The 12168-nt window shown below is 61.0% G+C and carries 10 protein-coding genes; 3 read left to right on the forward strand and 7 right to left on the reverse strand.

Translation table 11 applies throughout. The annotated features are described in order from the left end of the window. Positions 1 to 97 precede the first annotated feature (97 nt). The 4 genes from ACVWVP_RS19125 to ACVWVP_RS19140 all read right to left on the reverse strand — a co-directional run bounded on the left by ACVWVP_RS19125 (position 98) and on the right by ACVWVP_RS19140 (position 5360). Positions 98 to 721 carry a heme acquisition protein HasA gene (locus ACVWVP_RS19125; RefSeq protein WP_178919469.1) on the reverse strand — a complete coding sequence of 208 codons (624 nt, stop codon included), beginning with the start codon at positions 719 to 721 and terminating at the stop codon, positions 98 to 100. A gap of 103 nt (positions 722 to 824) precedes the next feature. Further along, positions 825 to 3581, reverse strand: a complete 2757-nt coding sequence (locus ACVWVP_RS19130) for a TonB-dependent receptor (RefSeq protein WP_178919468.1) — start codon at positions 3579 to 3581, stop codon at positions 825 to 827. Between the two features lie 195 nt (positions 3582 to 3776). Beyond that, on the reverse strand, positions 3777 to 4775 hold the full coding sequence (locus ACVWVP_RS19135) for a FecR family protein (RefSeq protein WP_457407588.1): 999 nt from the start codon (positions 4773 to 4775) through the stop codon (positions 3777 to 3779). A gap of 63 nt (positions 4776 to 4838) precedes the next feature. Then, positions 4839 to 5360, reverse strand: coding sequence for an RNA polymerase sigma factor (locus ACVWVP_RS19140; RefSeq protein ID WP_178919466.1), 522 nt, complete (start codon positions 5358 to 5360; stop codon positions 4839 to 4841). A 206-nt stretch (positions 5361 to 5566) separates the two neighbouring features. Here ACVWVP_RS19140 and aroQ point away from each other — a divergent pair, with 206 nt between their 5' ends. After that, positions 5567 to 6007, forward strand: coding sequence for a type II 3-dehydroquinate dehydratase (aroQ, locus tag ACVWVP_RS19145; protein ID WP_106579308.1), 441 nt, complete (start codon positions 5567 to 5569; stop codon positions 6005 to 6007). 5 nt (positions 6008 to 6012) lie between these two features. Further along, complete coding sequence (locus ACVWVP_RS19150) at positions 6013 to 6861, forward strand: shikimate dehydrogenase (RefSeq protein WP_457407589.1); 849 nt, start codon at positions 6013 to 6015, stop codon at positions 6859 to 6861. A 148-nt stretch (positions 6862 to 7009) separates the two neighbouring features. On the opposite strand, the gene ACVWVP_RS19155 is transcribed toward ACVWVP_RS19150, so the two are convergent. After that, positions 7010 to 7675, reverse strand: a complete 666-nt coding sequence (locus tag ACVWVP_RS19155) for a TetR/AcrR family transcriptional regulator (protein ID WP_178919462.1) — start codon at positions 7673 to 7675, stop codon at positions 7010 to 7012. 77 nt (positions 7676 to 7752) lie between these two features. Beyond that, positions 7753 to 9654 carry a 3-dehydroshikimate dehydratase QuiC gene (gene quiC, locus ACVWVP_RS19160; protein ID WP_178919460.1) on the reverse strand — a complete coding sequence of 634 codons (1902 nt, stop codon included), beginning with the start codon at positions 9652 to 9654 and terminating at the stop codon, positions 7753 to 7755. 212 nt (positions 9655 to 9866) lie between these two features. Here quiC and ACVWVP_RS19165 point away from each other — a divergent pair, with 212 nt between their 5' ends. Next, positions 9867 to 11201 carry an MFS transporter gene (locus ACVWVP_RS19165; RefSeq protein WP_259175127.1) on the forward strand — a complete coding sequence of 445 codons (1335 nt, stop codon included), beginning with the start codon at positions 9867 to 9869 and terminating at the stop codon, positions 11199 to 11201. Position 11202: 1 nt separating this feature from the next. Here the strand turns inward: ACVWVP_RS19165 and ACVWVP_RS19170 are convergent, their stop codons facing one another. Beyond that, positions 11203 to 12081, reverse strand: a complete 879-nt coding sequence (locus tag ACVWVP_RS19170; protein ID WP_457407591.1) for a DMT family transporter — start codon at positions 12079 to 12081, stop codon at positions 11203 to 11205. Between the last annotated feature and the right edge of the window lie 87 nt (positions 12082 to 12168).

The following is a 12168-nucleotide window of genomic DNA, read 5'->3' on the forward strand; positions in this document are numbered from 1 at the left end:
CGCCGCCGCCGAAGAATTAGAAGGCTTGGCGACAGCGGTGTGTCATGCGGCGAATGGGCGAGCGATCCCCCATTCGCTTTTTTCATGCAGCAGGGGTTCAGGCCGCCAGGGCGAAGTCCTGAGGGACGTCTTGCACGCCGACCAGCGCGACGTCGGCAGTGGCCACCGAGGCGGCGTGGCTGGCCAAGGTGGAAGCGACGTGGTCGAAGGTGTCGGCGGTGGACAGGCCGTAGTCATCCAGCAGGTTGTTGAGCACGGTTTCCAGCGCAGTGGTGTTGCCCTGCATCAGGCCGTAGATCACGCTTTGAACTTCGTTGCCGGTGCGGCCCGCGCCTTCGGCGGCGAACAGGTCGAGACCGTTGAAGGCCACCTTGTAGGCGCTGAGGTCGAAATCACTGCCGTTGCCGCCGGTCAGGCCGGTGCCCAGCTCGACGTTATCCAGGTTGCCCCACAAGTAGTGGTTCTGGTTGCTGCTGGCAGGCAGCAGCGGGTTGAACACGTAGTGCAGGCCGTTGCTGGTGTTGCTGTCGGCGATAAACGCGTAGTCGGAGTTGTTGGCGCCATGAGTCGAATACTGATCGCCACTGAAGGTGCCGTTGCTGAAACCGCCCGTGTTACCGGTGCCATGGCCTGCCGTGGCAAAACCAAGAGCCCAGTCCGACAGGTAGTCAGACAGCGAAGTAGTGCCCAGGTACGACTCGTAGCTAACAGAAATAGTCATCACTAAACCTCGTTATAAACAGCGCTAGTATCAGTACGCAGATGCGCACTTTTTGCCCAACCCTGGGCAAAACCTTGGTTGATCCGGTGCCTCGGCCTCGGTATCAGAATTTGTATTCGAGCATCCCGCTCAACGTCCGCCCGCGCGCCAGGCTGAGGTTGTTGGCATCGCCCATGGCGACGAAGTAGGCCTCGTCGGTGGCGTTCTCCAGTGCCAGGGCGATGTTCAATTGATCAGTCATCCAGTAACTGGCGTAAAAGTCATAGACGGTGTATTTGGGCCACATGGCCTGGTCGATGAACTGATAGCCCTGGTTATTCAGGTTTTCCCCATTACCGGAGCTGTAGCGAACCCGCACACCGGTATCCAGGCGCTTGTCCAGAAAGCGCGCGCCCAGCGTCAGCGATCCACGGTCAGCCGGGGTGTAGGTGGCATTGCCCATGATGCGGCCGCAGCTTTCCTTGGCATTGGCGACGTCGTCGTCCAGCACTTCATACCGCGTGACCGGACGGAAGCCGATGGTGCCGTTCGGGCGCGTGAACTGCTCGATCACGGTGGTGGTAGGCCCGGCCTTCTTGGCACCGCCCATGTAGTAGTTCTTCGAACAGAACTCGTTGCTGCCGATCATGTGGGTGTAGCTGAGGTTGGTGTAGGCACGCCCCATGTCGTAGTTGAACTGGTATTCAAGGCCCCGGAACCGCGTGTCATTGAGGTTATTGGTGTAGGCCATGATCCCGTTGAACCCGCCGACGGAGGTTTCCGGCAGACTCACGCTGGTGTTGAGGAAGGTAAAGTTCTCAATCTTGGTATCGAAGTACGCCACTTTGATGCCCAACCGGTCGTCGTTGAAGAACAACGATTCCTTGAACACATTCATCCCCACTTCCCAATCACGGGACTCCTCAGGCTTGAGGTAAGGGTTGGGGAATACCCGCTCGCCCGAACCGCCACCGTGGGGGCGGCCGGTCATGAAGGTTTCGGTGACGGCCGGCGGACGCCAGCCCTTGCCCCAGCGGGTATAGAGTTGCAGCCAGTCGACCCCGGGCTTGATGCCGAGACCAAACGTTGGCGAAAAGCGCCCTTCCTCACGGTCGATGTCGAAAATGTCCTCGACGCGCCGGGCCGGCGTGCTGCTGGTGTAAAAACGATCACGCTTGTAGAGCGTCATCCCAGTAACGCCTTCCAGCCGGTAGCGGTCGTAACGCAGCCCCGCATCCACGGTCAGCCAATCGTCGTATTCGTATTGAAGGTTGTTGAACAGACTGGCAATGGTGCGCTTACCTTCCGGGTCGGCACTGGGGGTGTAGGGCAATGACCCGGTCGCGAGGACGTTGCTCGACTCGACTTTATTAGTACTGGGTTTGAAGGTGTCCTGATACATCTCCAGACCATAGTTCCAACTCAAGTGCCCGCCTCTGCCCAGGTCAAAGCGCGAGGTGTTTTCCCCTTGCAGGCCCCAGGTGTCGGTCTGGAAGTGGTCGGTGTAGGGCGCGAAGTAGTTGCCCGAACTCAGCGACGCCACATTGGGCGCATTGGCCCGGTCCAGTTGGGTGGTGACGTAATAGAGCTTGGCCTTCAGATCAATCAGCGGGTTATCCGGGCTGTAGCTGTAGTCCAACGCGACGTTTTTTGCGTTGAGGTTGTTTTTGCTGGTGCGCAGGTAATAGGTGCTCAGCAGGTCATCGGCGATGTAGCCCCATGAATCGTTGCTGTCAGTGTCACTTTCCAGGTAGCTCAGCTGCACGCGCTGGTCATTGGGCAGGTTCAGGCCGAACTTGACGATCTGCGAGCGGGTCACGCTGCCGGTGTCGCCGACTTCGCTGTTGAGCCAGTCATCAAAGGCTACGGGGGCATATTTACGGGCACGCATGTTGGTGCCGAGGTTTTGGTCGTTGTGCTTGCCGCCGTGGTAGTTGCCGAAGTGGCGCTCGCTGTAGCCGAGCATCACGTCGCCGCGCTCATCACCAAAGGCGAACACGCCGCTGCCGTTGAAGTCGGTGCCATTCCCCAATTTGCCGATGCCACTGCCCGCGCGCAAACGTCCGCCGTACTCCTTGCCATCCTTGAGAAACTCGCTGGCCTCCAGGGTCTTGAACGAGGCAATGCCGCCCAACACCGCCGCGCCGCCCTGCCCCGACTGGCTGCCCTTGTCGATCTGGACGCTGGAGATGAACTCCGGGTCGATCAGCAGGGTGCCGTTGCGTTGCTGGTGGCCGTTGACGTTGAAGTTCTGGCGCATGCCGTCGATGTTCATGTTCACGCGGCCGTAGTCCTGCACGCCACGGATGTTCACCGACAGGCCGGGGTCGCGCTGGTCGACGGCGGTGTACACGCCGGCCGTTTCTTCGAGCATGTCGGCGGCGTGACGGGGCGGGCGTTTATCGATCATGTCACGGCTGATCACCGCCACGGACTTTGGGCTCTGGTACACCCAATCGCTCGCCTGGCCATGGGTGCCGCCGGTGATGGTGGTGGTGCCTACGGTGATAGCGTTGTCATGGTCGGTGGCAACCCGGTTGAGGGTGACTTGGCGCTCGCCGGTGAAGCGGTACTCCACGGGTGCGCCACCCAGCAGGCGACCGAGGCCTTCCTGCACGCTGAAGTGGCCTTTGAGCGCGGTGCTGCTCAAGCCTTGCAGGCGCTGGCTGTCGAACAACACTTGCAGGCCGGCCTGGTCGGCGAACGCCAGCACGGCACTGCCCAGGGATTGCGCAGGAATATCGAACATCAGCACGGCGGGCTGTGCTGCACCTGCCGGAGGTTGCGCGGCATACACCGGGGCCGCTGTGGCGAGCACCCCCAAGTGAATGGCCAGGGCCAACCGGCTACCGGTGATGCGCCCCTTGGTGAATGCTGACATTTCTGGTTTTCCCTGCACTGAGCGTTTTTGTTTATGCGAATGCTTCTCACCTAGCAAGACGTACGAGGCGCAGGAACTCAGTAAGGTTTTTTTGAAAGTTTTTTAATCGAAGGGAATTTCAAGGAGCACAGCCCCTTTGTAGGAGCCGGCTTGCCGGCGATGGCGTCAGCGAGATCACCACCGCCCGCAGAGAAATCAATAAATCAGGCTAAAACCCGCCAGGTCCAAGCGTTGCACTTGAAGCTCCTGGGTCAAGGTCCCGAGGGCCGTATCGAGCATGTCGAGACGGAACACTCCGCTGACTTCCCGCTCGCCCAAGGCGGCGTCGGTCAACACCACCCGCCCGGGACGATAGCGATTGAGCTGCTCGACCACCTTGGCCAACGGCAGCCGGTCGAAAATCAGCACACCCCGCCGCCAACTGGTGGCACGTTCCACGTCGAACTGATCCAGCGGCGCCACGCCCTCCTGCGGGTTGTAACGCGCCGCTTGGCCTTCCTTGAGCACGCGTTCGGCCGGGCCTTGGCGAGGTGGTGCCTGCATCGACACTTCGACGCTGTGCTGCAACACCCCGACCCAGGCTTGCCGGTCATCCTCACGCGTCACCACAAACCGCGTGCCAAGCGCCCGGGTTTGCGCGCCGGCGCTTTGCACCACGAAGGGCCGTGTTTCCGGGCCCACCCTCGGTGCCACGTCAAAAATCGCCGAGCCCTGGATCAGGCTGACACGCCGTTGCACACCGTCGTAATCCAGGCGGATCGCGCTGTTGGAGTCCAGCTCCACCGTGCTGCCATCTGCCAGGTGCACGGTGCGCACTTCACCTTTTTGCGTCACGTAGTCTGCCTGCAGGCGCAGCAACGCATCCGGCCCGCGCACCCAGCCCACGCCCGCCACCACCACGACCAGCGCCACCGCGGCCGCACGCTGCCATGGCCTGCGCCGCTTGGACCGACGCACCGACAACGTTGCCGCCACCGGACGCTGACGGTGTACGGGCTCATCCTTGTAGACCTCACCCAACGCCGCCCAGGTCTGTTCGGCAAAGCGCAGCGCCGCTTCGTGGCGGCTGTCGCAGGCGATCCAATGTTGCAGCTCGGCCTGCTCCTGTTCGGTCAGGGCACCGGCGTGCAGGCGCACCGCCCATTCGGCCGCCGCCTCGGTAATGCTGTGCTGTTGCGGACCCTGGCTATTCACGTGTGCATCTCGAATTTTTCGTTATGTAACGCTGTGACGTCTGACCCAGTGCATTTCGGTAACTCATTCGTCGGATGGCGCCCCCTCGCCTTCCTGCAAACGCTGCATCACGTAGGCCAAGGCCTTGGCCAAGTGCTTCTGCACGGAGCTGTCGGAGATATCCAGGTGCCGGGCCACCTGGGCGTGGGTCATGCCTTCGATGCGGTTGAGACGGAAGATCTGCTGGGTGCGTTCCGGTAATTCCGCCAGTGCCTGCTTCAATGCCAGTCGCTGTTGCTGCGCCATTGCCTGAGCCTCCAACCCGGCCACTTCATCTTCAATCTCGGCCAGCGCCTCATGGGGCACGGAGTCTGTCTTGCGCCGCGCTTCCTGGCGAATATGGTCGATCAGCAGATTGCTCGCCGTTCGATAGAGATAGCCCTGGGAATTGTCGATACGCTCGCCGGCCGGTTTTTCCGCCAGGCGCAGGAAGCTCTCCTGCACCAGGTCTGCGGCCAACTGCGGGTCCCGTACCTTGCGCGCCAGATACCCGCGCAGGGTATCGGCATGCTTGAGAAACAGGCCTTTGAGATCCACGTCCGACAAACCGACTCCCTGGAATGTTAAGGAAACAGGCGGGCATAGTAAGCGTTGTCGAGAATGATTTTCAATTGATATCTAATCTGATTCTGGTGTGGGAACCCTCTGAATATCGGTTCGATAATCGAACACATCCGCCGCGATCAATTGACCAAATTAACCATTCAGTACATTTTATCTCCACAACTAACAAGAACAGTGGAGATCCCCTTATGCCGCCTATCGTGCTGGTGCTCAACGGCCCCAACCTCAACCTGCTCGGCACCCGCGAGCCCGCCACCTACGGCCATGAAACCCTGGCTGACATCGCCGCGCTGTGTGGGCGCAGTGCGGAAAAACTCGGGCTGAAGATCGAATTTCGCCAGACCAACCACGAAGGTGAACTACTCGACTGGATCCACAGCGCCCGCGCCCGTTGCGCCGGCATCGTGATCAACCCGGCCGCCTGGACCCACACCTCAGTGGCCATCCGCGACGCGCTGGTGGCCAGTGAAGTGCCGGTAATCGAAGTGCATTTATCCAACGTGCATGCGCGTGAAGCGTTCCGTCACCACTCCTTTGTTTCGCCGATCGCCAAGGCCGTGCTGGCCGGGTTCGGCAGCCATGGTTATCACCTGGCCCTGGAACATTTCAGCCACACCTTGAAAGGGTGAGCCCGATGAAACCGCGCATCCTCGCCGGCCTGATCGGCGCCGGTATCCAGGCCTCCCGCACGCCCGCGCTGCATGAACAGGAAGGTGACGCCCAGGGCATGCGCTACCTGTATCGCCTGATCGACCTGGAACCCCTGCACCTGAACATCAACGCCCTGCCCGACCTGCTCGACGCCGCCGAACTGATGCACTTCACCGGGTTGAACATTACCTACCCGTGCAAGCAGGCCATCCTGCCGCTGCTGGATGAACTGTCTGACGAGGCGCGCGGCATTGGCGCGGTCAATACGGTGGTGTTCAGGAAGGGCAAACGCATCGGCCACAACACCGACTGCCTGGGTTTCGCCGAGGGTTTTCGCAGAAACCTGAGTGATGTGGCACGCCAACGCGTGGTGCAGATGGGTGCTGGCGGTGCAGGTGCGGCGGTGGCCCATGCGCTGCTGGCCGAGGGTGTGGAACAGTTGAGTATTTTTGACGTGGACCCCAGCCGTGCCCGCGACCTTGTGGATAACCTCGCCCAGCGCTTCGGTGCCGGGCGTGCGCAGGTGGGCAGCCACCTGGAAAACGCCATGGCCGAGGCCGATGGTTTGGTGAACACCACGCCGATGGGCATGGCCAAACTGCCGGGCACGCCGGTGCCGTCGAGTCTGCTACGCGCCGAGTTGTGGGTGGCGGAGATTGTGTATTTCCCGCTGGAAACCGAGCTGCTGCGTGATGCCCGTGCCCTGGGTTGCCGCACGCTGGATGGCGGCAACATGGCGGTGTTTCAGGCGGTGAAGGCGTTTGAGTTGTTCAGTGGTGAAGTGCCGGATGCCGACAGGATGCTGGCGCACTTCCAAAGCATGAATAGCTAATTGGCAAAACGAAGATCCGAAATGTGGGAGCGGGCTTGCTCGCGAATGCGGTGTGTCAGTCAGCATATGCTGTGAATGACACACCGCATTCGCGAGCAAGCCCGCTCCCACATTACGATTGCATTTCAGCCTTAGGCACCGTGCGCTCTCACGCCTGCAGGTAACGCATCACCGACTCACAAATCATGTCCCGATGCCGCTGCTTGACCGCCTCATCCGACAATTCAATCTGAAAGATCTCACTGAACGTATGACGGTTGGACACCCGGTAAAAGCTGAATGAGTTGATCAGCAGGTGCACGTCCAGCGGCTCCAGCCCTGCGCGGAACACACCCATCTCGGCCCCGCGCTGCAAAGTTGCGCCCAACGCTTCAAGGATGTTGCTGTTCATCGCCTTGATCGCATCCGAACGCTTAACGTACTCGGCATTGTGGATATTTTCGATGCTCACGATGCGCACGAAATCCACGTTCTGGTCATGGTGATCAAAGGTGAACTCCACCAGCCGGCGAATCGCCTCGCGCGGCTCCAGCGCCGTGAGGTTCATGCGGGTTTCGGTGTTGCGGATATCGCCGTAGAGCTTCTCCAGCACCTCGACGTACAACTGCTCCTTGCTGCCGAAGTAGTAATAGATCATGCGCTTGGAGGTGTGGATACGTTCGGCGATCGCATCCACGCGAGCGCCAGACAAACCCTGCTGGACAAACTCGACAATGGCTTCCTGGAGAATGTTTTCGCGGGTCTTTTCCGGGTTGTTCTTACGACTCTTGCGCGGTGCGTCTGACACTGCGGGGAGTTCGGGACTCGAGGTCATGGTGCGCTCACGGCCATTGTTATGCAGGCGCTGATTATGGGCCGCGATGCTTCCCGAAGGAAGCACCTGGCCAGCCCTTATAAACGCGCTTGGCGCACCGCACCGCTGCGGGACTTGGCCATGGCCGCCAGGCGCACGGCCACGTTGGCCGCGCCGTAGCCGGCATAGCCGCCCTTGCGCTGGATGATCTCGAAGAAAAACCGCCCTTCGAACGGCTCGGTGTACACATGAAACAACTCGCCGCCCTGGGCGTCGCGGTCGTACAACACGTTGTAGTACGCCAGTTCGCTGAGGAATTCATCGTCAAAATCAAAGCGCGCCGCGAGGTCGTCGTAGTAATTGAGCGGGATATCCAGCAGAGGCACGCCCGACTCTTTGGCTCGGCGTACTTCGGCGAAAATGTCCGCGCAATCGAAGGCAATGTGATGCACGCCCGAGCCGCGATAGCTCGACAGCGCGTGGGAAATCGCCGTGTTGCGGTTCTCGGAAATATTCAGCGGCAAGCGAATCGAGCTGCAACGGCTGCGCAGCGCACGGCTTTTCACCAAACCGTACGGGTCGGGCAGCACCACTTCATCATCGGCCTCGAAATCCAGCAGGCTCTTGTAGAACAGCACCCAGCTGTCGAGGCTGTCAGCCGGCAGGGCCATGGCCATATGGTCGATGCGCAGCAGGCCGCCGCTGGAGGCCGTCGCCGGTTGCAGGTTGAAGTCGGTGTCGTACAGCGAACCTTCGGACGGGTCCACCAGATAAATCAGGCTGCCATCCGGCGCACGCACCGCTGCCAACTCCAGCTCGTTGGGCCCCACCAGCCCGCGATACGGCTGGCCTTTGTAGGCCACCGCGCGCGCCAGGGCCTTGGCGCTATCCTTGACCCGAATCGCCGTGGCGCACAACGACGGCCCGTGGGCCTCGAAAAAATTGTGGGCGAAGGAATACGGCTCGCAGTTGAGGATCAAGTTGATATCGCCCTGTCGCAACAAGCTCACGCTCTTGGAACGGTGCTGCCCGGCCTTGACGAAACCCAGGCGCTCCAGCCATTGCGTCAGCTTCGCACCCAGGCTTTCATCCACGGCAAATTCAAGGAACTCGATGCCGTCGTAGTCGCTGGCAGCCGGGGTTTCAAACAGGATGTCCGCCGGCGTGGCCGGTTGCTCCTGCGCCAGGCGTTCGCGGGTCTTTTCTTCCAGGTACAGCAGCGAGCGCAAACCATCCGCCGCATTCGCCCGCGTCGGTGCTGCGCGGAAGCCGTCGTTGAAAATCTCCAGGGACAACGGCCCGGTGTAGCCACTCTGGATGATCGGTGCGAGGAAGCCCGCCAGGTCGAATTCGCCCTGCCCGGGGAAGCAGCGGAAATGCCGGCTCCACTCCAGCACGTCCATGGCCAGGATCGGCGCGTCGGCCATTTGCACAAAGAAAATCTTGTCGCCGGGTATCTGGGCGATGCCACTCGGGTCGCCCTTGAGCGACAAGGTGTGGAAGCTGTCGAGCAACACCCCCAGGCTCGGGTGATCGACCTGGCGCACCAGGTTCCACACCTGCTGCCAGGTGTTCACGTGCTTGCCCCAGGCCAGCGCCTCATAGCCGATGCGCAAGCCTCGACGACCGGCGTGCTCGGCCAGCAGGCTGAGGTCATCGAGTAAAATGCGTTCGTCGCCCACCGAATCCGCCGAGGCATTGCTGCACACCAGCACCAGGTCGGTGCCTAGCTCCTGCATCAGGTCGAACTTGCGTTCGGCGCGTTCCAGGTTGCGCGCCAGGCGGTCGCGGCGGCACCCTTCGAAGTCACGGAAGGGTTGGAACAAGGTGATGGCAATGCCCAGGTCAGCGCACATCTGCCTAACTTCCCGGGGGCTGCCGTCGTAATACAACAAGTCATTTTCGAAGATCTCGACGCCGTCAAACCCGGCGGCGGCAATGGCTTCGAGCTTTTCCGGCAGGGTGCCGCTCAAGGAAACGGTGGCAATGGAACGTTGCATGGGGCGACTCCCGGCAATTGTTATTTACGGCAAATTATTGGCCCCAGCTTTACACACAGCAATTAAAATGTACGAACCGGTTAGTTTTTGGTGCGATTATCGAACACTATGCCCCTTTGGCGAATTGACGATTTTTTAACCGCTGCGCACCATCGATTCAGCAACAAGACCCAGAACACACCATAAAAATTTCAAAAAACGGGTACGACCTCATGCCTTCGCAAAACTCCGTCCTGGCCGCGCGCCCGGGCAACCCGCACGCCGGCATCGGCGACAAGATCCGCGGCGCCCTGGCCGTGGGTAAAACTCGCTGGGGCATGCTGGCCCTGGTGTTCTTCGCCACCACCCTGAACTACATCGACCGCGCCGCCCTGGGCGTGATGCAACCGATCCTCGCCAAGGAAATGAGCTGGACGGCGATGGACTACGCCAACATCAACTTCTGGTTCCAGGTGGGCTACGCCATCGGTTTTGTGCTGCAAGGCCGCTTGATCGACCGGGTCGGCGTGAAACGCGTGTTCTTCTGCGCGGTGCTGCTGTGGAGCCTGGCCACCGGCGCCCACGGCCTGGCCACCTCGGCGGTGGGCTTTATGGTCTGCCGCTTTATCCTCGGGATCACCGAAGCGGCCAACTACCCGGCCTGCGTCAAGACCACGCGGTTGTGGTTCCCGGCCGGTGAACGCGCCGTGGCCACCGGCATCTTCAACGCCGGCACCAACGTCGGTGCGATGATGACGCCAATGCTGCTGCCGTTGATCCTGCACGTGTGGGGCTGGCAAGCGGCGTTCCTGTGCATGTCGGCACTGGGCGGGATCTGGCTGGTGTGCTGGGGCCTGAAGTACTACAACCCCGAAGAGCACCCCACCGTTAAACAATCCGAATTGGACTACGTGCAACAGGAAGTCGAGCCGGAACAACCCCGCGTCCCGTTCAGCCGCATCCTGCGCATGCGGGGCACCTGGGCCTTCGCCCTCGCCTACTCGATGACCGCGCCGGTGTTCTGGTTCTACCTGTACTGGTTGCCGCCATTCCTGAACCAGCAATACAACCTGGGCATCAACGTGACGCAGATGGGCATCCCGCTGATCATCATTTACCTGACGGCCGACTTCGGCAGCGTAGGTGGGGGGATTCTGTCGTCGTTCCTGATCGGCCGTGGCATGAACTCGATCAAGGCGCGCTTGCTGTCGATGCTGCTGTTCGCCTGCTGTATCGTCGGTGTGATCATGGCGGCGGGTTCCAGCCAACTATGGGTCGCGGTGTTTGCCATCTCCCTGGCCATCGGTGCGCACCAGGCCTGGACCGCCAACATCTGGAGCCTGGTGATGGACTACACGCCCAAGCACATGATGAGCACGGTGTTTGGGTTCGGCGGCATGTGCGCGGCCATCGGCGGCATGTTCATGACCCAGATCGTTGGCCATATCCTCACCGTGACGAACAACAACTACACCGTGTTGTTCACCCTGATCCCGGCGATGTATTTCATTGCACTGACCTGGATGTACTTCATGGCACCGCGCAAGATTCCTACCGTAGACGTTTGATCTACTTGCGCCGCTGCTGCCAGGCAGCGGCCAGCCCACTCATGCAGATCACCCCGATGCCGACCACCGTGGTCACATCGGGGGTGTGGTTGAACACCAGCCAGCCCAACAACCCCGCAAACACGATCTGGCAATAGCCGAACGGCGCCAGCAAGGCCGGCGCCGCAAAGCGGAACGCCTGGGTCAACATCAAGTGGGCGGTCATCCCGCAGGTGCCCAGCGCCAGCATCAGCGCACCGTGCCACAAGGTCGGGACCTGCCAGAAGAACGGCACCATCGCACTCATCACCAAGGTATTGCACAGCCCGGCGAAAAAGTTGCTGGTGGTGGGCGTGTCGTATTGGCTGAGGATGCGCGTGAGCAACTGGTAGAAGCAGAAGAACAGCGCCGAACACAGCGGCAGCAGCACCGCCGGGGTGAACAGCTCGCCACCGGGGTGGATGATGATCAGCACGCCGACAAAGCCGCAGATCACCGCCAGCCATTGGCCGCGTGTCACATGCTCGCCGAGCAGCGGCACGGAGAGCGCCGTCACCAGGATCGGCGCCAGGAAGTTCACCGCCGTGGCTTCTGCCAGCGGGATGTAATGCAGCGCCGCCGTGAAGAACAGGCTGGTGCCCAGCAGGCACAAGGCCCGTACCACCTGCATCCCCGGCCGCTTGCTGCGCAACACGCGCAGGCCCGATTGCGGCAGGAAGATCCCGGCCATCAACAGCGTGTGCACCAGGTAGCGTGCCCACACCACCATCACGATCGGGTAGAACCCGGCCAGGTACTTGGACAAGGCGTCGTGGCTGGAAAACAGAAACGTCGCCAGCACAATCAGCAAGATGCCTTTGAACGGATGGTTGACGCCGGAAAGCGGTGTGCTGACAGTCATTGAATTCTCTTGCATGGCAGGCTGAACGCTGAGCACTGAACGTGGCAGCACTCAACCCGGTAATCTAGCAGCCGCGCCTGTGTGCGC

This window comes from Pseudomonas sp. TE24901, assembly GCF_054058375.1.

Excerpts from the sequence above, each read along its gene's own strand:
- ACVWVP_RS19125 (WP_178919469.1), bottom strand. The coding sequence starts at position 721 with ATGACTATTTCTGTTAGCTACGAGTCGTACCTGGGCACTACTTCGCTG.
- ACVWVP_RS19130 (WP_178919468.1), bottom strand. The coding sequence starts at position 3,581 with ATGTCAGCATTCACCAAGGGGCGCATCACCGGTAGCCGGTTGGCCCTG.
- aroQ (WP_106579308.1), top strand. The coding sequence starts at position 5,567 with ATGCCGCCTATCGTGCTGGTGCTCAACGGCCCCAACCTCAACCTGCTC.
- ACVWVP_RS19150 (WP_457407589.1), top strand. The coding sequence starts at position 6,013 with ATGAAACCGCGCATCCTCGCCGGCCTGATCGGCGCCGGTATCCAGGCC.
- ACVWVP_RS19155 (WP_178919462.1), bottom strand. The coding sequence starts at position 7,675 with ATGACCTCGAGTCCCGAACTCCCCGCAGTGTCAGACGCACCGCGCAAG.
- quiC (WP_178919460.1), bottom strand. The coding sequence starts at position 9,654 with ATGCAACGTTCCATTGCCACCGTTTCCTTGAGCGGCACCCTGCCGGAA.
- ACVWVP_RS19165 (WP_259175127.1), top strand. The coding sequence starts at position 9,867 with ATGCCTTCGCAAAACTCCGTCCTGGCCGCGCGCCCGGGCAACCCGCAC.
- ACVWVP_RS19170 (WP_457407591.1), bottom strand. The coding sequence starts at position 12,081 with ATGACTGTCAGCACACCGCTTTCCGGCGTCAACCATCCGTTCAAAGGC.